The sequence below is a fragment of the Verrucomicrobiia bacterium genome (assembly GCA_023953615.1).
GTDB lineage: Bacteria > Verrucomicrobiota > Verrucomicrobiia > Limisphaerales > JADLHS01 > JADLHS01.
Window position 1 is genome coordinate 1,202,495 of the sequence record JAMLJH010000001.1, and the last position, 25,932, is coordinate 1,228,426.

At 58.6% G+C, this 25,932-nt stretch carries 20 protein-coding genes; 11 read left to right on the top strand and 9 right to left on the bottom strand.

Features of this window, described 5'->3' with window-relative positions; genetic code table 11:
- Positions 1 to 9: 9 nt before the first annotated feature.
- Complete coding sequence (locus M9920_04980) at positions 10 to 3,369, top strand: discoidin domain-containing protein (GenBank protein ID MCO5051637.1); 3,360 nt, start codon at positions 10 to 12, stop codon at positions 3,367 to 3,369.
- Positions 3,370 to 3,417: 48 nt separating this feature from the next.
- On the opposite strand, the gene M9920_04985 is transcribed toward M9920_04980, so the two are convergent.
- Positions 3,418 to 5,436 carry a hypothetical protein gene (locus tag M9920_04985; protein MCO5051638.1) on the bottom strand — a complete coding sequence of 673 codons (2,019 nt, stop codon included), beginning with the start codon at positions 5,434 to 5,436 and terminating at the stop codon, positions 3,418 to 3,420.
- A 43-nt stretch (positions 5,437 to 5,479) separates the two neighbouring features.
- Between M9920_04985 and pyrF the strand changes: the two genes are divergently transcribed.
- Positions 5,480 to 6,184: an orotidine-5'-phosphate decarboxylase gene (pyrF, locus tag M9920_04990; protein ID MCO5051639.1), complete on the top strand. Its 705-nt coding sequence runs from the start codon at positions 5,480 to 5,482 to the stop codon at positions 6,182 to 6,184.
- A 13-nt stretch (positions 6,185 to 6,197) separates the two neighbouring features.
- Entirely contained in the window at positions 6,198 to 6,491 is a 294-nt protein-coding gene (locus tag M9920_04995) for an antibiotic biosynthesis monooxygenase (protein ID MCO5051640.1), read from the top strand.
- On the opposite strand, the gene M9920_05000 is transcribed toward M9920_04995, so the two are convergent.
- The gene (locus tag M9920_05000) at positions 6,467 to 6,916 is read right to left on the bottom strand and encodes an acyl-CoA thioesterase (protein MCO5051641.1); all 450 of its coding nucleotides are present in this window, start codon (positions 6,914 to 6,916) and stop codon (positions 6,467 to 6,469) included. The genes M9920_04995 and M9920_05000 overlap by 25 nt on opposite strands.
- A 104-nt stretch (positions 6,917 to 7,020) precedes the next feature.
- Between M9920_05000 and M9920_05005 the strand changes: the two genes are divergently transcribed.
- From M9920_05005 to M9920_05020, 4 genes are all read left to right on the top strand, one after another.
- Positions 7,021 to 7,242, top strand: coding sequence for a hypothetical protein (locus M9920_05005; GenBank protein ID MCO5051642.1), 222 nt, complete (start codon positions 7,021 to 7,023; stop codon positions 7,240 to 7,242).
- Positions 7,243 to 7,297: 55 nt separating this feature from the next.
- A complete protein-coding gene (locus tag M9920_05010; protein ID MCO5051643.1) occupies positions 7,298 to 7,723 on the top strand; it encodes an Hsp20/alpha crystallin family protein in 426 nt (141 codons plus the stop codon).
- Positions 7,724 to 7,821: 98 nt separating this feature from the next.
- Positions 7,822 to 10,185 carry an endopeptidase La gene (gene lon, locus M9920_05015; protein ID MCO5051644.1) on the top strand — a complete coding sequence of 788 codons (2,364 nt, stop codon included), beginning with the start codon at positions 7,822 to 7,824 and terminating at the stop codon, positions 10,183 to 10,185.
- 50 nt (positions 10,186 to 10,235) lie between these two features.
- Positions 10,236 to 11,015: an outer membrane lipoprotein-sorting protein gene (locus M9920_05020; protein ID MCO5051645.1), complete on the top strand. Its 780-nt coding sequence runs from the start codon at positions 10,236 to 10,238 to the stop codon at positions 11,013 to 11,015.
- Positions 11,016 to 11,387: 372 nt separating this feature from the next.
- Here the strand turns inward: M9920_05020 and M9920_05025 are convergent, their stop codons facing one another.
- A complete protein-coding gene (locus M9920_05025) occupies positions 11,388 to 14,786 on the bottom strand; it encodes a hypothetical protein (protein ID MCO5051646.1) in 3,399 nt (1,132 codons plus the stop codon).
- A gap of 247 nt (positions 14,787 to 15,033) precedes the next feature.
- Here M9920_05025 and M9920_05030 point away from each other — a divergent pair, with 247 nt between their 5' ends.
- Positions 15,034 to 16,293: an outer membrane protein assembly factor BamD gene (locus M9920_05030; GenBank protein MCO5051647.1), complete on the top strand. Its 1,260-nt coding sequence runs from the start codon at positions 15,034 to 15,036 to the stop codon at positions 16,291 to 16,293.
- A 50-nt stretch (positions 16,294 to 16,343) separates the two neighbouring features.
- Here M9920_05030 and M9920_05035 read toward each other — a convergent pair whose 3' ends face one another.
- The 5 genes from M9920_05035 to dnaK all read right to left on the bottom strand — a co-directional run bounded on the left by M9920_05035 (position 16,344) and on the right by dnaK (position 21,433).
- Entirely contained in the window at positions 16,344 to 16,736 is a 393-nt protein-coding gene (locus M9920_05035; protein ID MCO5051648.1) for a hypothetical protein, read from the bottom strand.
- A 46-nt stretch (positions 16,737 to 16,782) separates the two neighbouring features.
- Complete coding sequence (locus M9920_05040) at positions 16,783 to 17,181, bottom strand: hypothetical protein (protein ID MCO5051649.1); 399 nt, start codon at positions 17,179 to 17,181, stop codon at positions 16,783 to 16,785.
- Between the two features lie 140 nt (positions 17,182 to 17,321).
- Positions 17,322 to 18,962 carry a chaperonin GroEL gene (gene groL / locus M9920_05045; GenBank protein ID MCO5051650.1) on the bottom strand — a complete coding sequence of 547 codons (1,641 nt, stop codon included), beginning with the start codon at positions 18,960 to 18,962 and terminating at the stop codon, positions 17,322 to 17,324.
- Positions 18,963 to 19,058: 96 nt separating this feature from the next.
- Entirely contained in the window at positions 19,059 to 19,352 is a 294-nt protein-coding gene (locus M9920_05050; GenBank protein ID MCO5051651.1) for a co-chaperone GroES, read from the bottom strand.
- Between the two features lie 137 nt (positions 19,353 to 19,489).
- Positions 19,490 to 21,433 carry a molecular chaperone DnaK gene (gene dnaK / locus M9920_05055; protein ID MCO5051652.1) on the bottom strand — a complete coding sequence of 648 codons (1,944 nt, stop codon included), beginning with the start codon at positions 21,431 to 21,433 and terminating at the stop codon, positions 19,490 to 19,492.
- 321 nt (positions 21,434 to 21,754) lie between these two features.
- On the opposite strand from dnaK, the gene M9920_05060 reads away from it, so the two are divergent.
- Positions 21,755 to 22,948 carry a metallophosphoesterase gene (locus M9920_05060; GenBank protein MCO5051653.1) on the top strand — a complete coding sequence of 398 codons (1,194 nt, stop codon included), beginning with the start codon at positions 21,755 to 21,757 and terminating at the stop codon, positions 22,946 to 22,948.
- A 40-nt stretch (positions 22,949 to 22,988) separates the two neighbouring features.
- Here M9920_05060 and pyrE read toward each other — a convergent pair whose 3' ends face one another.
- Complete coding sequence (pyrE, locus tag M9920_05065) at positions 22,989 to 23,579, bottom strand: orotate phosphoribosyltransferase (protein MCO5051654.1); 591 nt, start codon at positions 23,577 to 23,579, stop codon at positions 22,989 to 22,991.
- Between the two features lie 94 nt (positions 23,580 to 23,673).
- Between pyrE and M9920_05070 the strand changes: the two genes are divergently transcribed.
- Positions 23,674 to 24,327 (top strand): hypothetical protein, encoded by a 654-nt coding sequence (locus M9920_05070; GenBank protein ID MCO5051655.1) that lies wholly within the window; start codon positions 23,674 to 23,676, stop codon positions 24,325 to 24,327.
- Positions 24,328 to 24,340: 13 nt separating this feature from the next.
- Positions 24,341 to 25,834, top strand: coding sequence for a S8 family serine peptidase (locus tag M9920_05075; protein ID MCO5051656.1), 1,494 nt, complete (start codon positions 24,341 to 24,343; stop codon positions 25,832 to 25,834).
- Positions 25,835 to 25,932: the final 98 nt, after the last annotated feature.

Sequence of the window (25,932 nt, forward strand, 5' to 3'; positions counted from 1 at the left end):
CGAGAGCGCATGAAACGGTTTCAAGCGGGCATTTTTCTTTTGAGCGTTTGGTTCGGGCTGGGCGGCGGATGGTCGGCATCCGCCCAGACGCCGGCGCTGGAAAGTGGTTGGACAAATCCGCCGCCGGCGGCTCGATTGCGCGCGTACTGGTGGTGGCTGAACGGCAACGTGACTTCCAATTCCATCACGCGCGATCTGGAGGAAATGCAAGCGAAGGGTTTTGGCGGTGCGCTGATTTGTGATGCGGACGGCTCCAGCCAGGACGGCAACGCCCGCGCACCGCACGGGCCGACCTTCTTCACTCCCGAATGGCGCGCGTTGTATCGTCACGCGTTGCACGAGGCGGCACGGTTGGGCCTGGAGCTGAGCCTTAACATTCAGAGCGGTTGGAATCTGGGCGGACCGATGGTGACGCCGGACGACGCGCCCAAGAAATTGGTTTGGAGCGAAATCCGCATCCCGGGTGGAACGAATGGGAGCTGGCAACTCCCGCCGCCGGCGCAGCGCGACAATTACTATCGCGACCTGTTCGTGCTCGCTTACCCGCTGCGAGCCGAACCAGCGGACGCTCACACGCGGCTCGAGCTGGTCGCCAGTTCGCAACAACCGGAACACCCGGCCACCCGGGCGATGGATCAGAGCGCGGACACTTTTTGGGTTTCGGGCAACAGCGTTCCGGGAAGCGGCCCCACGGTTGCGCGTCCCGAGTGGTTGCAGTTTGATTTTGCCGAACCGGTCCGCGTGGACGAATTGATCCTGACGCCGCGCCCCCATTACGGCCCGCGTCAGGGCGAAGTGCAAAGCTCCGACGACGGCCAGCTATTTCGTCGCGTCCGTGATTTCACTTTGCCGGCACAAGGTGAAAGCCGCATCAGTTTTGCGGAAGTGCGCGCCCGCCATTTCCGCATTGTTTGTCAGGAGGCTTATGATCCACGTTATCCCGACGCGCCGCGCAACGTGCAAATTGCGGAAGTGCGTTGGCGCGGGGCGGACGGCACGTGGCCGCAAGCCGAAACCAACCAACGTTTGCCATTGCAAAACTGGCCGGAGAAAGCGCTGCTCAAACCGTTGGTGCCATTTTCCGCGCCGGATTCCACGCCGTTGTTTCAAGAGCATCCAAGTCAGCCGGACGAAGCGGACCTGCGCGTTTCCGACGTATTGGATTTGACCGCGAACCTGGATGCGGACGGGCGTCTGCATTGGCAGCCGCCGCCGGGCCAGTGGCAGGTGCTGCGTCTGGGTTGCACGTTGAACGATCATTGTCGCGTTTCCACGTGCAGCGAAGGCTGGGACGGTTATGCCGTGGATCCATTCGATGCCGAAGCGTTCAACCGTTACTGGAACGCGGTGGTCGAACCGCTGATTGCCGATGCCGGAGCGCTGGCGGGTAAAACGCTGAAGTATTTGCACACGGATAGTTGGGAGGTGGAGGTGGCGAACTGGACGCCAACTTTGCGCGAGGAATTCCGGCGGCGGCGCAGCTACGATTTGTTGCCGTGGCTGCCAGTCATCACGGGCAAACTGGTCAACAGCCGCGAGGAGAGCAACCGTTTCCTCCACGACTTCCGGCGCACGATGGGCGATTTGGCGATTGACCATCATTACCGGTTGTTCAAAGCAAACGCGCACCGTCACGGTCTGTTGATCCATCCGGAGAGCGGCGGACCGCACGCGGTGCCGATTGATGCCCAGCAATGCCTGGGTTACAGCGACGCCCCCATGAGCGAATTTTGGGCGTGGTCCTGGCGTCATCGCGTGGGTGACGCCAACCGCTTTTTCGTCAAACAACCCGCCTCCGCCGCGCACACCTACGGCCATCCGCTGGTGCTCGCTGAAGGCTTCACCACCATCGGTCCGCACTGGCAGGAAACGCTTTGGGACAATCTCAAACCGTCATTTGATCAAGCGTTGTGCGAGGGGTTGAATCTGCTCGTCTGGCACGCGTTCGTCTGTTCACCCGCCAGCGAAGGCATTCCGGGACAGCAATACTTTGCCGGCACGCACCTCAATCCGCTCGTGACGTGGTGGGATAAATCCGCGCCCTTTTTCGATTACCTGAATCGTTGCCAGTTCCTGTTGCAATCCGGTCGGTTCGTTGCCGATGTCGCGTACTATTACGGCGATCACGTGCCCAACTTCGCCCAACTCAAAAGCAGTGATCCGGCAAAAATCCTGCCCGGTTACGATTACGACATCGTGACCAGCGAAGTCATTTTGGAGCGGCTGTCGGTAAAGGATGGCCGGCTGGTGTTGCCCGATGGCCTGAGTTATCGGTTGCTCGTGCTGCCCTCGCGCGACGCGATTTCGCTGCCGGTGCTGAGAAAAATCGAAGCGTTGGTGGCGGCGGGCGCGACGGTGATTGGCCCCCAACCCCGTCGTGAACAATCGCTCACGGATTATCCGCGTGCCGATGCGGAGGTCGTTAAACTGGCTACGGCGCTGTGGAATCAGAGCGCGTCGCAATCCACCGCAACGGCAGAAGGAAAAGGTCGCGTCATTGCGGATCGCGGTGCGCGTGAGGTTTTATTGGCGGACGGCGTGGCCCCGGATTTTGAGTTTCGCGCCCAACACCCGGACGCACTGATTGATTACCTACATCGGCGCGACGGCGACACGGAGATCTATTTTGTCGCCAACCGCTCGAATCGAACGGAAAACGTGGGGGCCACGTTCCGCGTGTCGGGTCGGGCGCCGGAGTTGTGGAATCCGGTTTCCGGCGAACGTCATTTCGCCGCCACCTATTCCGCAGCCGATGGACGCACTTCCTTGCCGTTGGAATTTACACCTTACGGCTCCTGGTTTGTCGTGTTTCGCGAACCGGCCACCGCGCATCCGGCGACGGGCCAACCCAACCATCCATCCTTTCAGCCACTGACCGAACTTACCGGAACTTGGACCGTCAAATTTGATCCCAGTTGGGGCGGCCCGGCGACGACGACGTTTGATCGGTTGATGAGCTGGACCGAGCGAGCCGAACCGGGCATCAAGTTTTACTCGGGCACGGCCACTTATGTAAAATCGTTCGATCTCCCGGCAACCGGCGGAAGCACGGCTGACCGATCGTTGTTCCTCGACTTGGGCGATTTGCGCGAACTGGCTGAAGTGCGCGTGAACGGCCAACCGTGCGGCATCACCTGGTCGCCTCCGTTCCGCGTGGACATTTCCCCAGCCGTCAAACCCGGGCGCAACGAGGTGGAAATTGACGTGGTGAATTTCTGGCCGAATCGCATCATTGGCGACGCCGCACTTCCCCCGGAACAGCGCCGCACCCGGACCAACATCCGCAAGCTGGCCGCCGACACGGCGTTGATGCCCTCGGGATTGCTTGGGCCAGTCCGCCTGCTGACGAGTGATGTTGCTGGCAACTGAACCGCCGCCCCAGCCGCCCGGTCAACCGATTCACAATCGGCAACCAGATTACCGTCCGTATTGCTCGCGAATCAGGCCGAAGAACGTGTAAGCGTCCACGACCGTGACCGGGGCTTCCGGATGTTGCTCCTGCAGCAGTTGTGAAACTTGCGCGTACCAACTGGGTGATTTCAGAATGCTCCGCGCCCAGAGAAACTGCGGTTCATCGCGCACGGACTGGGCCAGGTCGGCAATCAGTTGCGCCGCCGCTTTCGCGGAGTCAGGCAAGTCGCGCTCCGGACAGGTGGGAACACCGGCAATCAGGCGCGGACCTTTTTCAAAATGGGTGCCGCAACCGTCCGGACTGAATTGACGATAGGCCGCCAACTCCCGCGCGGTGGAAGCGCCGCTGCTGCCATCCAAAATGAAGCCGGTGATGGACATGTCCCATTGGGTGAAGTAGCGCTGGCTGTGCGCCGTCCATGCCGTCAGCGCGGAAGGCAAACCGGAATCGGGCCGGTGGGTCAATCCGTGAGGGTTCAAGTAACCCGCGCCGGAATCGCCCGCGATGAAAAAATCATTGGCGCTGGCATGGCGGTAAACGTAAGCGAACACCTGCGGCGCGCGATCGGCGAGGTTGGGATCGAATGCCCAGTTCAGCGGCACGCGACCACGCTGCGGATCGCGGAAGAACTTCGGGACGGCTTTATACAACCAGGAAGGCGAGTCATAATCCCCGACGTAATGTCCGACGAATAATCGGGGCGCCACTTTTTTCGCGGCGTTCAACCAGCCCGCGCGTTGCCAATCCGCCGCCGCCGGTTTGGGATTGGGCTGCGCGTAGCGTTTCCGCAACGGATAGTGCGCGAAGAACGAAGCGTTGGCCATGCCGCCGTAGCCCGCGGCATCGGCTTCGTGATAAGCGTTGAATTGGGAGATCAACCGGGTGAACTCCCATTCCGTCGGCACGCCGTCATGTCGGCCGGAATTGGCGTGCGTGGTGTATTTGAACGGCCAGGGCGGAAACCCGCCGATCTTGATGATCTCGTTGGGCGCGTGCGCTTGCAGCCCGGCCAGAATCGAAAGCAGAGTTTCGCGATCCAGACCCAACGTCTGGGCTGGGTCATCCACGGGCACTTCATCGCCCCAGGGTGAGAGGTCGAAGAAGAACGCGCGCCGCGCCACAAAGTAATCGTGATTGGAAAGCGTGTGCAGATCGGGCGGACCGTTGCGCGGTCGTTGCAACCAAAAGGCGTCCAGGTAATAGACGGCGAACCGGGCGTCGCACTTGGCCAGGTAATGTTGCAGCGCCCAACGATAAACATCCACTTTCGCACTGCCCGAGGTGGCGGCATCGGAATCCGGCAATTGACCGCGCCCGGTGAACTTGGCCGTGCCATCCGGATTAACGAGCCACACTTTGACCGGGAGTAGTTGCGAACCGATCAATCGCGCGTAAACCGAATTCGTGGCGCGACTGAAACGCACCGGCAAGAGATCATCACAACCCGCAACGGTGGAGGCCAGGCAGGAAGTCGCAGGCACGGCTGGATCGTAAACCACCGCGCCTTTTAACTGCGACGAAAACGTTCGCACTGCCGCTTCGAGTGACGCCAGCGGCACGACGCGGGTTGACTTCAACCAACCATCCTCGTTTTGCAACCAATCCAGCCAGAATTGATCGGTCTCCACGCCGAAGTCGGCGCAGTAAAGCAGATAGAGCCGGGGCGCATCGCGATTCACGAGGCCTTGCAAGGCCGCCACGGCGTGCATGGTTTCCCAGACTTCAGCGGCCGCTTCCGGTTGATTCAAATCGCGCTGCTTCAACTCACGCAGATCCAGCAGATGAATGGTTTCCGGAGAATCCGCCGCCGCCAGCGTCACGCTGCAAAATCCAATCGCCAGCAGTCGGGCCAAACCACACCAACGGCGATTGAGCGCTTTTAAGGTGGAACGTATAAGCAGAACCTTGGGCGATGCTCCGTTTATTGCGGCGGTGAAAATGTGCTTCACGACTCGGATGATGCTGAGAAAAAGCACGGATACCAGACAAAGATTGACCGATACGCAAACGGTATGGACGAGCATTTTTGACTTTTAATCAAGCGCCGGCGTTCGGATCATTTGAGCGATGCAAAATCCGATCATTGCGGCCCTGGATGTGCCGACGGCGGAGCAGGCGCTGCGGTTGGCGCAGTCGCTCGCGCCGGCCGTGGGCGCCTTCAAAATTGGCAAGGAGCTTTTCACCAGCGCCGGACCGGAGATCGTCAAACGGGTGCGCGACACGGGGGCGTCGGTTTTTCTCGATCTCAAATTTCACGACATTCCCAACACGGTGGCGAAAGCCGTGGCGGCGGCGGTGCGTCTGGACGTGCAGATGCTCACCATCCACACCAGCGGCGGCAGCGAGATGATGCGTGCCGCCGAGCAAGCGGCGCAACAAACCGCGTTGCAGGCCGGGAAGAACGCGCCGCTGGTTTTGGGGGTCACGGTGTTGACGAGCCTGGATGCGAAGGGGTTGGCTGAACTGGGTTGGGAAGCCAACGTGGGCAAACAAGTGGAACGTCTGGCCACCTTGGCGGCGACGTCCGGACTGCGCGGCTTGGTGTGTTCGCCCTTGGAAATCACCGCCTTGCGGAAAATCCTGCCGACCGCCATGCAACTGGTCACTCCCGGCATTCGCCTCGGCACGGAACCGGCCGATGATCAGAAGCGCACTTTGACGCCGCGCGAAGCCATGGCTGCGGGGGCCAACTGGCTGGTGATTGGCCGGCCCATTTATGCGGCGGCCCAACCGCGAGTCGCGGCGGAAAACATTCTCAATTCACTGCGTTAACTCTCTCAAATCAATGAAAACCGTTACGGTCATCGCCACGTTTGAAGCGCGTCCCGGCAAGGAAGCCGAGCTGCGCAATCTGCTCACCAGCCTGATTACGCCCACGCGACAGGAGCCCGGCTGCCTGAATTACGATCTGCACGTCGCCCCGGAAAAGCCGACGCAATTCCTCTTTCACGAAAACTGGACGACGCGGGAGGCGTTGGACACGCATTTGCAATCGGCCCATCTCCAAGCGGTGTTACCCCGCGTGACGGAACTCTGCGTGGCCCCGCCCGCGATTCAACTTTTGGAACGCATCGTTTGAGCGACATCCGGAGCGGCCCGCAAGTAGGGTTTCAGAGCCGCGACCAACGCCTCGGGAACACGTTTCACTTTTTCCTCCAACGACAAGGTGGCGTGCCAGGTTTCACCCGATAAAATCACGGTGCCGCTTTGATTGGTTATCTGATAACCAAAATTCAAGCGTACCCGCTCCACGCGCGTCAACCAGACCTCCGTGCGCAGCAGATCGTCGTAGCGCGCCAGGGCTTTGTATTGCAGATGCGCTTCCACCACGGGAAACATAAAACCAGCCTGCTGCCATTGGAGTAGCGACGTGCCGAGCTGGCGGAAAAACTCACCGCGCGCGGCTTCGAGGATGCCGAGGTAATTGGCGTAATAGACATGGTTTCCGAGGGTGCAATCGCGGTAGGTGACGCGGTAGTGGTGGACGAAATGTTGGTTGCTCACTCCGCCAGCTTAAGAATGAATGAAGATCGGACTCAACGGCGAAGTGGCGCCGGTGGTGAGAACTTTCGCATTGCCTCGACCGCAGGTCGGCCTATGTTGACCCCGTGAATTTTGACTGGCAGACCGTGGTTTCGCTGCTCATCGTCGCGACAGCGGCGACGGGACTGCTCTGGCCCAAGCTGCGCAAGCGCAAGTTCAGCTTTGAGCGCAATACGCATTGCGGATATATCGCGCCCAACCGTTCCACGACGCATCAATCCATTGTTTTCCACGTCCGCAAGGGCGAGCGACCGCAGGTCATTGTGAAAAAGAAAACCGCGAAGTGATTCGTAATGAAGCGGCACTTGCACGGGGGCGGCGGGTGAGATAGCTTAAATCCGCATGGCGATCACCAAAGTTAGCCTTTCCACCGAATTCGTCACCCGCGCCTCCACCATCAGCGGACGCGACTCTGCCGTCAACGGCCATTGGGTGCCCAACACCGACGTTTACGCCACGAGCTCCGGACTCGTGATCAAAGTCGAGTTGGCCGGAATGCGCAGCGAAAATCTGGAAATCACGGTGGAGGGCAACCGGCTGTGCATCAGTGGCGATCGTCCGGATACCTGTCGCGCTCAGAAAGCAAGTTTTCTGGTGATGGAGATCAATTACGGCCCGTTTGAAAGTCTGCTGGAGCTGCCGCCCGGCTACGATCTCAGCCAGGCCAAGGCTTCCTACCTGAACGGCTTCCTTCGCATTGACGTGCCGCTCATTTCCGCCGCCACTCAAACCAAAAGCACCAGGCTGACCATTTCCGACGGCAAATAATCGGCAGGTTTGCTTGAATTGTTTCCGGGATTCAAACTCTAATACCGCAGTGAGTTAATACCGCGATGACGCCAGCCGATACAGAATTTGTCAGCATCATGAGCCCGCCCGGAACTTCCGAGGAGGCCTCCCGCATCTCGTCTCGTTCCCTGCCCGAAACGCTGCCCATCCTCGGCTTGTCGGACATCGTCATTTTTCCGGGTGCGATTGCGCCGTTGCTGGTGGAAACCGGTCCGAGCATCCAGTTGATTGATGAAGTGGTCGCCGGCAACCGGTTGATGGGCGCCGTGCTGCAAAAACGCGCGGACGTTGCCGATCCCGCGCCGGAAGATCTTTACGACGTCGGCTGTGTGGTGCGTCTGGCGAAGATGGTAAAATTCCCCGACAACACGGTGCGGGTATTGGTCGAGGGCCTCTGGCGCATTGGCATCAAGGAATACACCAGCACCGCGCCGTATCTGCGCGCCAAGTTTGGCCTGATTCACGAGCAACGTGACGAATCCATCGAGGTTTCGGCGATGATGCGCACCGCGCAAACCCAGTTTCAAGAGATCATCAAGCTGTCCCCGGCGCTCTCGGAGCAAATCAAGGTGGCCGCCGCCAACATCGAAGACCCGGCGCACTTTACCGATCTCATCGCCGCCAATTTGAATCTGTCGTTGGAAGATCGGCAGATGTTGCTGCAAACCGCGTCCGTCAAGGAGCGGCTCACGAAACTGCTTCCGATGCTGAATCGCGAGCATGAAGTGCTGACGCTCAGTTCCAAAATTCAGACGGACGTCGCCAGTTCCATCGCCAAGACTCAGCGTGACTTTTTTCTGCGTGAACAACTCCGCGCCATTCAGCGCGAATTGGGCGAGAGCGATCCCAATTCCAACGAAGTCAAAGCGCTGCGCGAAAAGATCGAGAAAACACCGCTCTCGGAGGAAGCCCGCAAAGTGGCGACCCAGGAATTGGAACGGTTGCAGCAGATGCAACCCGCCGCGGCGGAATACCCGGTGGCGCGCAACTATCTCGATTGGATTCTCGGCCTGCCGTGGGGACAATCCACCGCCGATAAAATTGACCTGAAAGCGGCGGAAAAAATTCTGAACCAGCAGCATTACGGTTTGGGCAAGGTCAAGGACCGTCTGCTGGAATTCCTCGCGGTCATCAAACGCAAACAGGTGATCAAGGGTCCGATCCTCTGTCTGGTCGGTCCGCCCGGGGTGGGCAAAACTTCCCTTGGCAAAAGCATCGCCGATGCGTTGGGACGCAAGTTCGCGCGCATTGCGCTGGGAGGCATCCGGGACGAAGCGGAGATTCGCGGGCATCGGCGCACTTACGTCGGGGCGATGCCGGGACGCATCATCCAAACTTTACGTCGCGTCGAAAGCAACAATCCGGTCATCCTGTTGGACGAGTTGGATAAAATTGGATCGGACTTCCGCGGAGATCCCGCTGCCGCCTTGCTGGAAGTGCTGGACCCCGCCCAAAACAACACCTTTACTGATCACTATCTGGATCTGCCGTACGATTTATCGCGCGTGCTGTTCATTGCCACCGCCAACTGGCTCGATCCGATCCACGCCGCTTTGCGCGATCGCCTGGAGGTCATCGAACTGCCCAGTTACACGGAGTCCGAGAAGTTGCAAATTGCCAAACGCTTTCTCGTGCCGCGCCAACTCGAAGAGCACGGCCTGAGTAAAAAGGAATTGGTGTTGCCGGACGCCACGTTGCGTTGTTTGATTCGCGAATACACGCGGGAAGCGGGCGTGCGCCAGTTGGAACGTCAGATTGCGGCGTTGTCGCGAAAGGCCGCGCGCAAATTGATCAGCGTCAACAGTCAGACGCCCTCCATCAAACTCGAACCGTCCGCGTTAAAAGCGGAATTGGGACACGCGCCGTTCATTTCCGAAACGGCGGAAAAAATCAAGGAGTTCGGCATCGCCACGGGACTGGCGTGGACGCCGGTGGGAGGCGAGGTGCTGTTCATCGAAGTCTCGCGCATGCCGGGCAAGGGTAGTTTCCTGCTCACCGGCTCACTCGGCGAAGTGATGAAGGAAAGCGCGCAAACGGCGTTCAGTTATCTGCGCAGCCAGGCGGAAAGTCTCGGGTTAGATTTCAAGGATGCGTCCAAGTTTGATTTTCACATTCACGTTCCAGCGGGGGCGACACCCAAAGACGGTCCGAGCGCGGGCGTTACGATTGTGGCCGCACTGGTTTCGCTGCTCGCGCAGCGGCGCGTGCGTTCGGACACCGCCATGACCGGTGAAATCAGTCTGCGCGGCCGCGTGTTGCGCATTGGCGGGGTGAAGGAGAAAGTATTGGCGGCGGTGCGGTTCGGGGTGAAGCACGTCATTCTTCCCGCCGGCAACAAACCCGATTGGGAGGAAGTTCCCGCTGAAGTGCGGCATAAACTCAAAGTTCATTTTGTGACTCGCATCTCCGAAGTGATCAACATCGCGTTGGCCAAAAAATGAAAACAGCCGTGGCGAGCACACAGCGATACCCTGTCCAGGCGAATGAAATTTTGAGTCCCGTTCGCGCGTGGCCGGGGCACTGGATCACTCGCCAGGCCTCGGCGCGATACGGGGGCTTGTTGCTGCTGGCGATGCAGCTCCTGGGTGTCCCCGCGTCCAACGCCCAGACCTCTGGCCAGGTTCTCTATGATCCATCCAAAGCCATCGAACTGGGGCGCGAACTGGTGACGCAATTACGGACCGCGATGCCCGAGCGGGAATTCACCAACACCGGGTCGCTCTACATCAAAGCGCGCCGCCAACCTTTGGTGAAAATCGCTTACACCTGCCGGGTCGTTGTCACGCCAACGAACTGGATCAGTTATTACTCCGCCCGGAGCGGCAGCACCAATTTGCCCGGGTTCTCCGTTGAGCACCGGCCCCATCAGCCGAGTCTTTATCGTGACGATGCGGGCGCGTTGCTTTCTGGAAGTCAACTGGACGTCCCCTTTGCCGGGTCGGATTTCTGGCTGTCGGACCTTGGCCTGGAATTCCTGCACTGGCCGGAGCAGCGGGTGAGCCGCTGGGAAATGGCGCGCAGCATTGGGTGCAAGGTTTTGGAGAGCAAAAATCCGGCGGCGTCTTCCTCCGGCTATTCGCGCGTGGTTACCTGGATTCAAGATGACGCGAACGGGATCGTGCAAGCCGAAGCGTACGACGCGCGCGGCAAGCTGCTGAAGGAATTTCGCCCCACCGAACTGGAAAAAATCAACGGGCAGCATGAGCTGAAGGAAATGATGATTGAGAATGTCCAATCCGGCTCAAAAACCCGTCTGGAATTCGAGCTTTAACCGCGAGCATCCTTCCTTCCCAGGTCCCGTCGCGACCGGGCAACCATATTCGCCGGACCTATCCCCAAGAAGGTGCGGCGATCACATACAGGTGCGCAAATGGTTCGGGTTGCTGACAAGTGGTAACGCGCCAACTGTTCTCAGGCGGTGAGGTGGCGGTTGATGCTCACCGTGCCACGCGTGCGGCGTAAAACCTCTTGCGGCGACGGTGGGGCGGGCGATTGCCAGGTACCCGTAAGCGGCGAGACGGTGGAAAGCGGGAAGCGACTTCGTAACTGGCTGCGCCTGAAATTCAGGCGCAGCCAGTATTAATCGAGTTCGGATTTACAGCCGTTTTTCACTGGCCGTCAATTCGTTCCGGTACGCCCGTTCCTATCTACGGGCCCGGAAGAATTTAGCACCGCCACTCGTAGGCACAGTGTATGGTGAAGAGGCGCCCACCACGTCCGCATAACCGCCATTCGCCGTGGTTGAGCTTTGCAACGTGCCCGTGTAAGTGATCACCACATCCGCACCAACTTTCCCGATGGAGAGCGTGGGCGGAAGTGGTGCGGTCACTTCGCGATAGGCCATGAGCGAGCCAGACGCACTGGCGTCATGAATGAGCGTGCGCGTAATGGCGTCCATGGCGAGGGAGTCCGAGGTGACGGTGGCCCATTCGAAGCCGGCCCCGCCGCCGCCCTGCTCATAAAGCACATGGATCGGATAGAGGCCGCTTTGAGGCACCGCAAAGCTGAAGTCCACCCAGCTCATGCCTTTGCCATAGTCCGCGATGCCGAGTTCCAGGTTGGCATCCCGACCGAGCGTGGCCACCAAACCGGATTTTGCCCAGATGTCCTGCTCTTCACCGCCGAATCCATTAACGCAAACTACTGGAATGGTGATGGGCGTGCTGGGCGTGTTGCCGCCCAAGACATAAGGCAGACCCCACTGCGCGTCATTGATGATGATGCAGCCAATCGCACCCATGGCTTGCGCTTGAGTCACGTAATCACGGTCCAAGCATTCGCTATTGTTGATTGCGGCGATCTTGCCGGTGAGGTCGGTGGCGGGTAGTGGGCAACCGGCGCTCGAGTCAAAGTAGGCTACCGGCCCCGAAATGGGCACAACCGGCATGGCGGCCCCAAAGGAACTGTTGCCCGTCCAGGTGACGACGGCGGCGACATCGCGATCAATGCCTGGACCGTTGACGTGGAGAACTTGACGGGTGATTCCAGTGCCTTGGGTCACGCGGAAGCCATCATCGCTGTTGATGCTCATGCGGTAGTAACCAGCGTTCAAAGGCAACCAGCCTTCAATCCAAGCCGCAAAGTTATCCGTTCTACCCGTTGCGCCGGGAATTCCTGGCAACTGATGGTCGGAAGCAAAATCACCGGGCGAGCCGCTGCTGTTGAAGTCCATGACGTCAGCGTAGAACCATTTGTTGCCTTCATCCGCCGGGATTCCGGAATACCAGCCTTCCACATCGGCGGTATTCGTGCCGTAGTAGGGGAAGAAGAGGCCGCCGATCAGCGCATCCATGGCATCCATCTGGTTGGGCAGACCGTCTCCTTCACCGGGTCTGGCCAGATCTGGATCCATTTGGGCCACGGTAATGGTAAAGCCCGGTTTACCAGTGTCACCTGCTGAAAGCGGCACACTGAGTCCGGGATTAAGCGTTGTATAAGGGGCCACGGCGAAACTCCAATTATTGGAATGAGCCGCGCCGGCAGCGTCGCTCCAGATCAAGGTGGCCGTGCGCGTCCCGGCCAGCATGAGGTTCGCGAAGGTGAAATTGGCTGCAACCGTGGTAACGCCGCCAACTTTGGTGCTGATTGGATTCACGGAAACACCATCCACCAACAACTGGATGCTGCCTTGATTTACCAGGCTGGCGCCGTCCGTGATCTGAGCCACAAGTTTATCCGCACGACAGCCCGTCGCCCCCGCAAACGGATAGAAGTGCGAAACGTAGGCCGGCAGCGTCGGCCCGATATAATACGCGGCGATGCCCGAGGTGTTGGTTGGGCTTGGATCATTGATGAGGTATTTTACTCCATTCTTGATCGTGAACCATTCCAGGTTGGCTCCGTTACCCGTACCTTCGCCGTTGCCATTTTCCCATACCAGGCGCACGGGATAGATGCCGGCGTTGGTGACGGCTATGGTGAAGGACACGTCACTCGCGCCTTTGCCGCCGTTGTACAGCCCGAGCCGATTGGCAAAGCGGTCACTGGGATTCTTACCTTCGGATACCAGGAATCCATCATCGCTGTTTACCACCATGGTATAAACGTCGGCCGTATCGAATTTAAGGAATGTGAGCAGTTCAATCGCAGTACTGCCGGTCAGTCCGTTCGCGCCCGGAAGACCTGGGAAGTGCGCGTCGGGATAGCCGTTCCCGGTGTTGAAGCTGCCCGCATCACTTAAGCCATCACTGGCTGGAAAGACATTGAAGTTAACTAGGCCATTGAAGTTGATGTAGCCATTGTTGGTTGCACTGGTTAAATCGGCCTCGTTTGCGCCGTGTAACCCAAGCAACTGCTCTTCCAGCCAGTAGAGCTGGTTCGGCTGGCCGGGCGATTGCCAGGGCCGGATGCGATAGCCGGGTTTGGAGGTGTCAACGCCGGTCACTGCGTCCGCCGCCGGAATGGTGACGTACGCTGGAACTGTGAAAGTCCGTTCGGCGGTGATGGAATTTCCATTACCATCTTCACAGGTGAACTCCACCGTATGGATGGAACCCGAAGCCAGCAAGGTCGGGAAGCCGCGGTAGGCAAAGGTGGTGGTCGCTCCCGCTTTCGTGCCGGTGATGGGAGTGACGGCCACACCATCCAGCTTGACCGTGGCGTTGGCGGTGGCCGGATTGACCACACTGCTCCCGGAATCGGTTACGTCCAAGGTGAAGCCGCCGGGGTTGCCCGTCGCCACACCCGCCTGAGCCAGGGTTGCCGCCACAGTGGTGATGGAAATGTTATCCACATCCTGGTTCTGCCAGCTGCCGCCGGTGCGTCCGGCGAACACCAAACGGCCGGGACTGGGAAAGTACGTGGTTTGGTAATCCGTCAAAATTTGCGTGCCTTTCCACCAAACGTTGAGCTTGCCGTCGGCCGCGAGTTGCACCTTAAGACGCGCCCAGTGCAAGTAAGCAGTGCCGCTGACCCCATCCCAAGGGCCAGTTTGAATCGAGGTTGGATCCGTCCAGTCGCTGGGATTTCGGGTCGGACAAGGATATTGCATGACCAGAATACCGTCCACGCGGACGGTTACTGCGGCCACGTCGATCCCGATGCTCTGGTCCACAACGCTGCAAAGTGATCCGGCGGTTCCACCACTGTCCCAAGCGTCAAATCCGATGCTGATCCCGGTCTGCGTGCCTTCCTCGGGGAGATTCGCTTCACAGTTCTGCCCTTCCGCGAATGCACCGCCCGTTAGCACCGGATCATTTGCCCGGCAATAGTTGACGCTGAAACCATCGGCCGGACTCTCCGAACCATTGCCGATGCGCAGATCACATTCGAACGTGAAAGCCTGCACTACGGCGCCTTCATCGAAATCCGCAAAGATGATTCTGGTATTGGCACTGGTCCCCTCGGTCAGCTTCAGGAAACCGTCTTCGGGGTTGTCAGGATAGTTAACTCCATCGTACGGGTACCAACCACCATTCCCGGTGATGGTCATCAAACCCTGCCCGGCCGGGTCGGAGTTGAAGTCAAAAAAGAATGAGCCGCTCCACGCCGTTCCGGCGCACAACAGGCCCATCAAGACACCACTCAACCATTTTTTTGTCATATACGATCCCTTCTTATTTTTGGTTTTCGGTCGTTGTTATTATTGGATTGGTAACTAACAATTCGCTGTCCTGCCTTGGGATAATCAAGTTCGTCAAACTCCGTCGCGGCGGTTGAATTCTTCACCACCCCAAAAGCTCCATTGGACAACATGCGTATTAGGCGCCTTCGTGTGTTATTTGCAAGAATAAATTTGAAACGGGCGGGCGCTCGTTCAAAATTAACCTGACAACGAAAGAATCGGCACCATGCCACCAACGAACGCCTCACCTTCAATCTGGACTTATGCCTTGGGGCTTATCCCGATGCTGGCCATTTTGGCGACGCTCGGTTGGATCATGTGGCGGGCGCTGAAAAAGTCGCCGGATCCGGCACGACTGATTTTCAAGTGGATTTTAACCGGGGCCGGTCTGGCGGGCTTGGTAGCCATCGGTGTTTTCATTGGCAAGGCCATTGACCGGCAGGCCTGGGATCCAGGCAGTGCAGTTTTCGGAGTTCTGGCCCTGGCGGTTTTGGGTTTGTTCTTCGCCATCATTTGGACGCCGGCGCTCACCGACCTCGCCGCCCGCGTGTTGGGCAATCTTTATGACGGCGGCAATCTCGAAGTGCTCCCGGAAGCGCACTATTCCAGCGCAATCGCCAAGCGGAAACGCGCCGAGTTTCAGGCGGCGCTGGCGGACATCCGGAAGCAGTTGGAAAGATTCCCGACCGATTTTGCCGGGCAGATGTTGCAGGCGGAAATTCAAGCTGAGAATCTGGATGACCTTCCCACCGCGACGATCACCATTCAACGCATCCTGAATCAGCCAGGACACGCCCCGCGAAATATCGCCTACGCGCTGAACACGCTTGCTGATTGGAACCTGAAATACGATCTGGATCCGGAAGCGGCCCACACCAGCCTGGAGCAAATCGTGGAGTTGCTGCCCAATACGGAATTTGCGGTGCTGGCTGAACAACGGATCAGTCATTTGCCCAGTCGGGCTTATCTGCTTGAGTCGCACGATCGGCCGCAAATGAAGGTGGTCAAAGGCGTCGAGAACATCGGATTGCTTTCTTCCTCCCGGCATCTGGCCGCCCCGCCCGAGGATCCGGTTGCGAAAACGAACGAACTGGTGCAACAACTTGAAACGCACCCGCACGACCACGCCGCGCGGGAACAACTCGCCATTCTTTACGCGCGGCATTACCAGCGACTCGATCTGGCCACGGAACAGTTGGAGCAGTTGATCCAACAACCTCATCAACCCGCGCGAACGGTCGTTCGCTGGTTGAATCTGCTCGCCGATCTGCAACTCCACGGCAATGCGCCCAGCGAGACCATTCAGGCGACATTACGCCAAATCATTGAACGCTTCCCGAATCATGCCGCCGCAGACCTGGCGCGGAATCGCCTGGATTTGATGGCGCTGGAAATAAAAGCCAAAGCCGCGGCGCGCACCGTCAAGTTGGGAAATTACGAACAAAATCTCGGTTTGAAATACGGGCCGCCCGGTTCGCCGCGTTGAGGGCAATAAAAAAGCCGGACGTAAAGTCCGGCTCAAATTTTTGCCGATGGCTACTGCAGCTCCACCGCAATGCGATCCACCACCTCCTTGGCGGTGGCCAGATCGGTGCCGCCCCAACGGGTGCGAACCTGCACGCGCGCCACAGTTTGCTGCGGGGCTACCTGCTCCAAGCGTACGTAGATGCCGCGTTCGTTGATCCAGCCTTCCACCAGGCGCACCGGATTGGCGCCCGCCACGTCCATTCCCTCACGGGTCGTATTTCCAAAACTGTTGATGGCGCGCTTGGTGGCTTCAAATACCGGGTCAACGGATTGCTCGTAGCGCCCTTCCACCCAGTCCTGATAGGACGGCATCAGGCCCCGATCATTGCGAGTCACTGTGTTTACACAGCCAACCACGCCCGCCAACGCCGTCAACAACAGGAGGTTTCTTAATTTTTTCATACCAGATTTAATACGTTCCCGTCAGCCCAACGGCAGCGGATTGCGTTTACTTGGACAATTCCAAAGCGATTCGCGTCGCCAGTTCATGCGCGGTTTGCACATCGCTCCCGGCCCACGTGCCTCGCGCCTGCACGATCACGGACGTCAAGCGCGGCTCCAACGCCTCCACCCGCACCCACACGCTGCGACCATTGGCCATGCCTTCCAGGGCGCGCACTTGGTTGGTGGATTCCAGCAATGTGGTTTCACGAGACAACGCACCATAACCCTTCAGCGCAGCCTTGGCCGCTTCCAGTGCCTGGTTGAAAGGCACTTCGTAATGGTTCTCGACCCGATCGCGCGACAACTTTACTCCGGCCGTCTTCTGTTCCGAAACTGTATTCACGCAACCGGCCAAGGCCAGCAGCGCGGCTCCCATTGCCAGAGCCAAAAAACCTTTTTTCATGCTCAATCAGTGCAATACAAAGCGCGGCGCCGGTCAAGAACGAAGCACAGACAGTTTTCCGCACGGCCCTGCCATTCGGAGTGGAAAATAAAAAACCCGGCCAGTGATCTGGCCGGGCTGAATTCAATGCGGAGAACGACTTAGTAGTCCATTCCGCCCATGCCGCCGGGACCGTGTCCGGCAGGAGCCGCGGGCTTTTCCTTCTCCGGCACCTCGGTGATGAGGCATTCGGTGGTCAGGAGCAAACCCGAGATTGAAGCGGCGTGTTGCAACGCGCTGCGGGTGACCTTCTTCGGGTCCACCACGCCCGCCTTGACGAGGTCCGCATACTGGCTGGTGGCGACGTTGTAACCTTCGTTGCCCTTCGCTTTCTTGACCTGCTCGACGATGACGCTGCCTTCCTCGCCGGCATTAGCCGCGAGCGCCCGCAACGGAGCTTCGACGGCGCGCTTGATGATGCTGACGCCGATCTGCTCGTCTTCATTGGCGGTCTTGGCGGTGTCAATCGCGGCAATACAGCGCACCAACGCCACGCCGCCTCCGGCCACAATGCCTTCTTCGACAGCGGCCCGGGTCGCGTGCAAGGCGTCTTCAACGCGCGCCTTCTTCTCCTTCATCTCCGACTCGGTGGCGGCGCCGACATTGATGACGGCCACGCCTCCGGCCAGCTTGGCCAGGCGTTCTTGCAATTTCTCGCGATCGTAGTCGCTCGTGGTTTCCTCGATCTGACGGCGAATCTGATTCACCCGACCCTGGATTTCCGAGGACTTGCCCGCGCCCTCAACGATGGTGGTGTTTTCCTTGTCCACCACGATGCTCTTGGCGCGACCGAGATCATCCAACGTGATGGTCTCGAGCTTGATGCCGAGGTCTTCGCTGATGAACTTGCCGCCGGTGAGGATGGCGATGTCTTCGCACATGGCTTTGCGGCGATCTCCGAATCCGGGCGCCTTGACGGCGCAGACGTTGATCGTGCCCCGCAGCTTGTTCACCACCAAGGTGGCAAGCGCTTCGCCTTCGACTTCTTCCGCAATGATCAACAGCGGTTTGCCGACTTTCGCGACCTTTTCCAGGATCGGTAACAGATCCTTGAGCGAACTGATCTTCTTTTCAAAGTTCAGGATGTACGCGTCATCCAGCTTCGCTTCCATCGCCTCGGCGTTGGTTACGAAGTAGGGAGACAGATAGCCTTTGTCGAACTGCATACCTTCGACCACGTCGAGCGTGGTTTCGATGGATTTGGCTTCCTCGACGGTGATGGTGCCGTCCTTGCCGACCTTGTCCATGGCCTCGGCGATGATGTCACCGATGGTGGTGTCCCAGTTGGCGGAAACGGTCGCGACCTGCTTGATCTCTTCCTTGTCCTTGACCTTTTTGGAGATCTTGTCCAAGTGCGCCACGGCGGCGTCCACCGCCTTTTGAATGCCGCGGTGAATTCCGATCGGATTGGCGCCGCTGGTGACGAACTTCAAGCCTTCGCGATAAATCGCCTCGGCGAGAACGGTGGCGGTGGTGGTGCCGTCGCCCGCGTTGTCGCTGGTTTTGCTGGCGACTTCGCGGACCATTTGCGCGCCCATGTTTTCGTACGGATCTTCCAGCTCGATTTCCTTGGCGACCGTCACTCCGTCCTTGGTGATGGTGGGAGAGCCAAATTTCTTATCGAGCACCACGTTGCGACCCTTCGGCCCGAGCGTGGCGGAAACCGCCTTGGTGAGTTTGGAAACCCCGCGCAGGATAGCCTGACGCGCGGCTTCATCGAACAACAGTTGTTTTGCTGCCATAATTTTTAATTTCTAGTTTATTGATTAATTTCGTTTGGTAGGGACGTCGCGCGGCGGCGTCCGGTCAGCGCAGCGCGCTGACCCTACCGATTTTGATTAGTTCAGAATCGCGACGAGGTCATCGGAGCTGAAAATCTTGTACTCCTTGCCGTCGAGCTTGATTTCCGTGCCGCCGTATTTCGAGACGAGCACGCGATCGCCCACTTTCACTTCAAAGGCGATTTTCTTGCCGTCATCGTCCGTTTTTCCCGTGCCGAGCACGCGGACAATACCTTCCTGCGGTTTTTCCTTGGCGGAATCGGGAATAATGATGCCGCCCTTTTTCGTTTCCTTCTCTTCGACCGGTTCCACGAGAATCCGGTCGCCGAGGGGTTTAATGTTCAGTGCCATAGTTTATTCTGTCTGGTTGTTTGGTTAACTGCTTAAGTAACTCCCGCCGCCCGAGCGACAGGAAAAACATTTCGAATCTTCACTCTTCTTGTTTCACGAAGCTGATGTTGAAGAACCTGAATGGCGCATCGCCCCGATCACTTCTTCTCGTCCACCACTTCGGCGTCAATGATCGGCCCTTCATCCTTGCCGTCCTTGGCCTCATCCGCTTTGCCGGCACCGCCGCCGGACGCCTCGCCCGCCGTCGCGCCGCTGGCCTTGCTTTGTTCCGCGGCTTTTTTGTAAAGCTCCGCGCTCACGGACTGCCACACCTCATTGAGCTTTTCGCTGCTCGACTTGATCGCCGCCGCGTCGCTGCCTTTTAGCGCGTCCTTCACGGACTTGACCGCTTCTTCGATCTTCTTCTTGTCGTCGCCGGAAAGCTTGTCGCCGCTTTCCTTGAGCATTTTCTCGGTGCGATAAACGGCATTGTCGGCTTCGTTGCGCGTCTCGACTTCCTCGCGCTTGGTCTTGTCTTCCTCGGCGTGCGCTTCGGCGTCTTTGCGCATCTTCTCCACTTCTTCCTTCGAGAGACCGCTGCTGGCCGTGATGGTGATTTTTTGCTCCTTGCCCGTGCCCAGGTCCTTGGCGGCCACGTTCAGGATGCCGTTCGCGTCAATATCAAACGAAACCTCGATTTGCGGCACGCCGCGTGGGGCGGGAGGAAGATCAGCGAGTTGGAACTTGCCAATGGTTTTGTTATCGCGGGCGAATTGGCGTTCGCCCTGCAACACATGAATCTCCACGCCGGGTTGACCGTCGCTCGCAGTTGAAAAAATTTCCGATTTGCGCGTCGGGATGGTGGTGTTGCGCTCGATCAACCGGGTGAACACACCGCCGAGGGTTTCAATTCCGAGGGACAACGGGGTCACATCCAGGAGCAACACGTCTTTCACGTCGCCCTTGAGCACGCCCCCTTGGATGCCGGCGCCGATGGCAACCACTTCATCCGGATTCACCCCTTGGTGCGGAGTCTTGTTCACCAGTTTGTGCGCGGTTTCCACCACGCGCGGCATCCGGGTCATTCCGCCCACCAAAACCAGTTCATCAATTTTATCGGCGCTGAACCCGGCGTCCTTCAAGCAAGCCAGCACCGGCTTGGTGGTGCGCTCAAACAGCGCGTCGGTGAGCTGTTCCAGCTTGGCGCGCGTCAGCGTCTTTTGAATGTGCTTCGGGCCGTTGGCATCCGCCGTGATGAACGGCAGATTAATGTCGTAAGTGGACGAACTGGAGAGCGCGATCTTCGCTTTCTCAGCCTCCTCCTTGATGCGTTGCAACGCGTCTGGTTGCTTGCGCAAATCCATGCCTTGTTCGCGTTTGAATTCGTCCAGAATCCAGTCCATCACCGCGTTGTCCCAGTCGTCACCACCGAGGTGCGTATCGCCGTTGGTGGCTTTGACCTCAAACACGCCATCGCCGATTTCCAACACGGAAATATCGAACGTGCCACCGCCCAAATCGTAAACCGCGATCTTCTCGTCCTTCTTCTTGTCCAAACCGTAGGCAAGCGAGGCGGCGGTCGGTTCATTGATGATGCGAAGGACTTCGAGACCCGCGATCCGCCCGGCGTCCTTGGTGGCCTGGCGTTGGGAGTCGTTAAAATAGGCGGGCACGGTGATGACCGTTTGCGTGATCTTCTCGCCCAACCGGGTTTCAGCGTCCGCTTTCAGCTTGGCCAGAATCATCGCGGAAATTTCCGGCGGCGAAAATTGTTTGGCTTTGCCCTCGACTTCCACTTCCACGGCGCAATCGCCGTTGGCGGCTTTCACCACCTTGTAGGGCATGCGTTTGGTTTCCTCCTGCACTTCATCGTACTTACGACCCATGAAACGCTTGATGGAGTAAATCGTGTTGCGCGAGTTGGTGACGGCCTGACGCTTCGCCGCGTCGCCAACCAGCCGCTCGCCATTTTTGGCAAAAGCCACCACGCTGGGAGTGGTTCGCTTGCCCTCGGAGTTCTCGAGAACCACCGGCTCCCCCGCTTCCATCACGGACATGCAGGAGTTCGTCGTTCCCAAGTCAATGCCTAATACTTTTGACATAAAATAAAATCGGTTTGTGCCACGACAATCGTAACGATCCTGTTAACGCCAGATTTATGCCAAGTGATAAAAACTCGAAAAATCCAATTAAAACCCAACAAATCCATAATTTTGTAATTGCGCTTACGAACGGAAAGTTGTGTCACGTGTGACATCGTGTCACAGTAATTCCGAGTGGTCTGGCGCAGCTTTTGATCCCAGGAAAGTTCAACGAGCGATGGGGTTTTTCGGCGTAATTCAATCTTTGCTGAGCGCAATTTTTCGTGCTCTTGGCAAAAAGCTCTTGTTAATCCGTTCTTCAATCAAAATCCTGCCCGGGCCATGAACATGAAACGCCGCACTTTCATTGGAACGCTCTCCGTCGCTGGACTTGGACAAACGCTCGCTCAAAGTTCCGGCCCGTTGTCACCGGTCAAGAAAACTTCGCTTGTCCGCACGCCCCTGGTGCTCATGGCGCCGCGCGCGGATGGTTGTGAAGCGGTCTGGGCGGTCAACCGTTTGAGCCGGGGTCGGATTGAATGGGAAGCGGAGGATGGTTCAAGCGGCCGAGCGGGCGCCGATGCGTTTGGGTTCGTTCCCCAAGGCGACAATATCCTGCGGGTCCGGGTTTCCGGATTGACCCCGGGCCAAAGCTATCGCGTGCGTTCAGTGACTCAGGCAGCCGATAACGACGAGACGCAGGTCAGCGCGTGGAAGTCATTTCGCACTTTAAGCCCGACCGCCGCGGCCACGCGCTTCGTCGTCTGGAACGACACGCACATTCACAATGACACGATTCGCGGGCTGCATCAGGCGACACCGGCGGCGGATTTTCTGTTGTGGAATGGCGACACTTGCAACAACTGGACCGATCAGGAGTTGTTCGTTCCCACTTTGCTGCATCCGGGTGAGTGCGACATCAGCACCGACCGCCCCCTGTTCATCACCTGGGGCAATCACGATGTGCGGGGCGCGTTGGCTTTCAAGATGCCCGAACTGGTGGCCACGCCCAGTGGCCGGCCTTTCTATGCGTTTCGCTCCGGCCCGGTGGCGGTGATCTGTTTGGACACCGGCGAAGACAAGCCGGATGATCACCCCTCGTTCCGCGGGCGCGTGGCGTTTGACGTTTTGCGCGCCGAACAAACGCAATGGTTGCAGGAAACCATCCGTCGCCCCGAGTTTCGCGACGCCCCGTATCGCGTGGTGTTCTGTCACATTCCGCTGCGATGGCGCAACGAGCAGTTGCCCAATTATGACCAGGGCGGTTTCGATCACTTCAGCGCGCGCGGTCGCGCCGCTTGGCATGAAGCGCTGGTCGCTTGGAAGACGCAAATCATTTTGTCCGGCCACACCCACTCCGATGCGTGGCTGCCGCCAACGGAGGAGTTTCCCTACGGTCAATTGGTGGGCGGCGGTCCGCAATGGGAGCGCGCCACTTGGATCGAAGGCGTGGCCGACCTTGATCAACTCCGCTTCAAAACCACCAATCTGGAAGGAAAAGTTCTACACGACGTCACGCTTAAACCACTGACCTGAACTCGCGGCGCCGCAGTGTCCGCAGTGTGAACGAGGGCCGCTATTTGCTGCCGGGTTTGACGGCGGGCGTTTTTGCCAGGTCCGGCGGAAGATGATTGGGATCGAAAGCTTCCACCTGCAAAGTGATCAAGCTGAATTGCGGCACGCCCAGTTCGGTTTGGCCGTTGGAACGATCCACCATCATGCCCACGCCCAGCACGTTGCCGCCGTGCGCACGCACAATCTCAATGGTTTCCCGCACCCGCCCGCCCTTGGTCACCACGTCCTCAACCACCAGAATTTTTTCGCCGGGAGCGATTTTGAATCCGCGCCGCAGCACCAGCCGGCCTTCCTCCTTCTCCACAAAAATGAAACGCAGGCCCAGTTGCCGCGCAACTTCCTGCCCGATGACGAGACCGCCCATCGCGGGCGCCACCACTGTGACCGCGCCGAGCGACTTGAGTTTCGTTGCCAGCGCCGCGCCGAGTTTTTCGACAATGGGCATTTGTTGCAAGGCGAGCGCGCACTGGAAGAATTGGCGGCTGTGCAAGCCGCTCCGCAGAATGAAATGACCTTCCAGCAAGGCTCCGGTATCGCGAAAAACTTGTAGCACTTCGTTTTGTGTCACGGACGGAATGGTAAATTGAGCCATCAAAGTTCAAAGCCTTTTTTGCCGGGCACACGCCATTACCAGTCTGGAAAGAATTTTCTCCCGACCTCTACGCGACTCCGGTTAAGCTCCGCGCGTGCCGAAGTGGGTTAAATTCATCATTGCCATCTTGTTGCTTCCGTTGTGCCTTGCCGCCGGCAAAACGCTCGGAATGGTCATGAGCCGCTGCGGCAGTGCGGACACGACCATCGTTCCGATTCTGGGAGGCGCCGCCTGTTGGCTGTCCATCTACCTGTTTTTGCCGCGCCCGATGTGGCTCTACGTTGTCGGCCACGAAATGACCCACGCGTTGTGGGTGTGGCTGTTCGGCGGACGGGTGAAGAAGTTCAAAGCCACCGCGCGCGGCGGCCATGTGATTGTGGATAAAAATAATTTTCTGATCTCGCTCTCGCCCTATTTCTTTCCGTTTTACGCGGTGTTGGTGGTGGTCATTTTTCTGATCGGCCACCTGATCTGGAATTGGCACAATCTCTTCGTCTGGTTTCATCTGTGCGTCGGCGCGGCCTACGCGTTCCACGTCACCCTCACGGCGCACATTCTCAAGACCCAGCAATCCGACATCACCAGCCAGGGCTATTTGTTTTCAGCGGTCATCATTTTTCTCGGCAACACGCTGGTGCTGCTCATCGGCATTCCCCTGCTGACGGCCAAAGTGGATCTGACCACGATGCTGGGTTGGTGGCTGGAAAATACCGGGATGATTATTCACCGTCTGGGCCGAATCTTTTAACCACCGTGCTTGCATGAAAACACTCGCTTGGCTCGGCCTGCTGCTCGCCAGTCAGTTTATCGCTCTGCCCCAAATAACTCAGTCAGTGGTCCCGGCGACCCTTTATCGCGACGACCAAATCCTGGTTCTGCCCCGACCCGGTACCGACAACGCCTTGGCGGAACTCCGCCGCGCCTGGCAATCCGAAGTGCGCAGCACTTTTCCCAGTCTCGGAGGATTGCAAGTGGTGTCCGTGCCGCCGCCGGAAACGGTTGCCAGTTTGATCGAGAAATTTCAGCAAAGCGGTTGGGTGCAATATGCCGAACCGGATTACCGGCGCTTCCTGAACGTCGTTCCGGACGATCCTAAATTCACCGACGGCGCTCTGTGGGGATTGCATAACACCGGCCAGAACGGCGGCACCGCGGATGCCGACATTGATGCTCCGGAAGCCTGGGATCTCATTCACGACGCCAGCAACGTGATCGTGGCCGTGCTGGACACCGGCATTCGTTACACTCATGAAGACCTGGCCGCCAATCTGTGGACGCATCCGCTGGATGGCGGCCATGGATTCAACGCTTTTGATGGCAGCACGAACGTGTTGGAAACGAGCGGCTCGGGCCATGGCACCATGGTGGCCGGGGTGGTGGGCGCGGTGGGCAACAACGGCAAAGGCACCACCGGAGTCGCCTGGCGCGTGCAACTGATGGCCGGTAAATGTTTCGACGCTGTCGGCAACTCCAGCGATTCGCTGATCATCGCCTGTTTGGATTACGCTCGCACCAACGGCGCGCAAATCATCCTCGGCGCGTTCGACAGCCCCGCTTATTCGCAATCCTTGTCCAACGCGATTGTGGCGGTGCGGGATGCGGGAATTATTTTTGTCAGCTCCTGCGGCAACGCCGAACCACCCGCCTACCAACCGGTCAACGTGGATGTTAATCCGCGCTACCCTGCCGGCTACGACATTGATAATATCGTCTCGGTGGCGTACACGGATCGGAACGATCAACTCGGCGTGCTTTCCAATTATGGCGCGACCAATGTGGACCTGGCCGCGCCCGGTGAGAACATTTACACCACCCACGTCGCCACGGACACGTTCTACACGGATTTTTACTCGGGCACGTCGCTGGCCGCGCCGCACGTGGCGGGCGCGTTGGCCTTGATGAAAGCCAGATTCCCCACCGAACCGCCGCAACAACTGATTCAACGATTGCTGAGCGCGGTGGACCCGAAGCCCGCCTTGCAGGGTAAATGCGCGACGGGCGGACGCTTGAATCTGTATCGCGCGCTCAGTCCCCCCCTCCGGCTGACACCTCTTGCCGCGCCGGGCGACTGGCCGTTTCGATTGCGCGTGAGTACCGGGCCGAATCGCTGGTGCGTGGTTGAAACTTCAACCGACCTGGTCCAGTGGCAACCCGTGCATACCAACACCACTTCCGCTACGGGCACATTTGATTACACCGCCGCCACTCCCACCAACGCAGCGTCATACTTCTTCCGCGCCACCGCCGCCCCGTGAATGATCGCGGCGAAGACGGCAGAGTATGTTTTCAACTTATGCGGAGTTCCTGACTGTCTTGTTCCCGCTGACAATCCACCACTCAGCGGCAGGTCTCT

Excerpts from the sequence above, each read along its gene's own strand:
- M9920_05030 (MCO5051647.1), top strand. The coding sequence starts at position 15,034 with ATGCCACCAACGAACGCCTCACCTTCAATCTGGACTTATGCCTTGGGG.
- dnaK (MCO5051652.1), bottom strand. The coding sequence starts at position 21,433 with ATGTCAAAAGTATTAGGCATTGACTTGGGAACGACGAACTCCTGCATG.
- M9920_05010 (MCO5051643.1), top strand. The coding sequence starts at position 7,298 with ATGGCGATCACCAAAGTTAGCCTTTCCACCGAATTCGTCACCCGCGCC.
- M9920_05040 (MCO5051649.1), bottom strand. The coding sequence starts at position 17,181 with ATGAAAAAAGGTTTTTTGGCTCTGGCAATGGGAGCCGCGCTGCTGGCC.
- M9920_05025 (MCO5051646.1), bottom strand. The coding sequence starts at position 14,786 with ATGACAAAAAAATGGTTGAGTGGTGTCTTGATGGGCCTGTTGTGCGCC.
- M9920_05050 (MCO5051651.1), bottom strand. The coding sequence starts at position 19,352 with ATGGCACTGAACATTAAACCCCTCGGCGACCGGATTCTCGTGGAACCG.
- groL (MCO5051650.1), bottom strand. The coding sequence starts at position 18,962 with ATGGCAGCAAAACAACTGTTGTTCGATGAAGCCGCGCGTCAGGCTATC.
- lon (MCO5051644.1), top strand. The coding sequence starts at position 7,822 with ATGAGCCCGCCCGGAACTTCCGAGGAGGCCTCCCGCATCTCGTCTCGT.
- M9920_05060 (MCO5051653.1), top strand. The coding sequence starts at position 21,755 with ATGAACATGAAACGCCGCACTTTCATTGGAACGCTCTCCGTCGCTGGA.
- pyrF (MCO5051639.1), top strand. The coding sequence starts at position 5,480 with ATGCAAAATCCGATCATTGCGGCCCTGGATGTGCCGACGGCGGAGCAG.
- M9920_05035 (MCO5051648.1), bottom strand. The coding sequence starts at position 16,736 with ATGAAAAAATTAAGAAACCTCCTGTTGTTGACGGCGTTGGCGGGCGTG.
- M9920_04985 (MCO5051638.1), bottom strand. The coding sequence starts at position 5,436 with ATGCTCGTCCATACCGTTTGCGTATCGGTCAATCTTTGTCTGGTATCC.
- M9920_05075 (MCO5051656.1), top strand. The coding sequence starts at position 24,341 with ATGAAAACACTCGCTTGGCTCGGCCTGCTGCTCGCCAGTCAGTTTATC.
- pyrE (MCO5051654.1), bottom strand. The coding sequence starts at position 23,579 with ATGGCTCAATTTACCATTCCGTCCGTGACACAAAACGAAGTGCTACAA.
- M9920_04995 (MCO5051640.1), top strand. The coding sequence starts at position 6,198 with ATGAAAACCGTTACGGTCATCGCCACGTTTGAAGCGCGTCCCGGCAAG.
- M9920_04980 (MCO5051637.1), top strand. The coding sequence starts at position 10 with ATGAAACGGTTTCAAGCGGGCATTTTTCTTTTGAGCGTTTGGTTCGGG.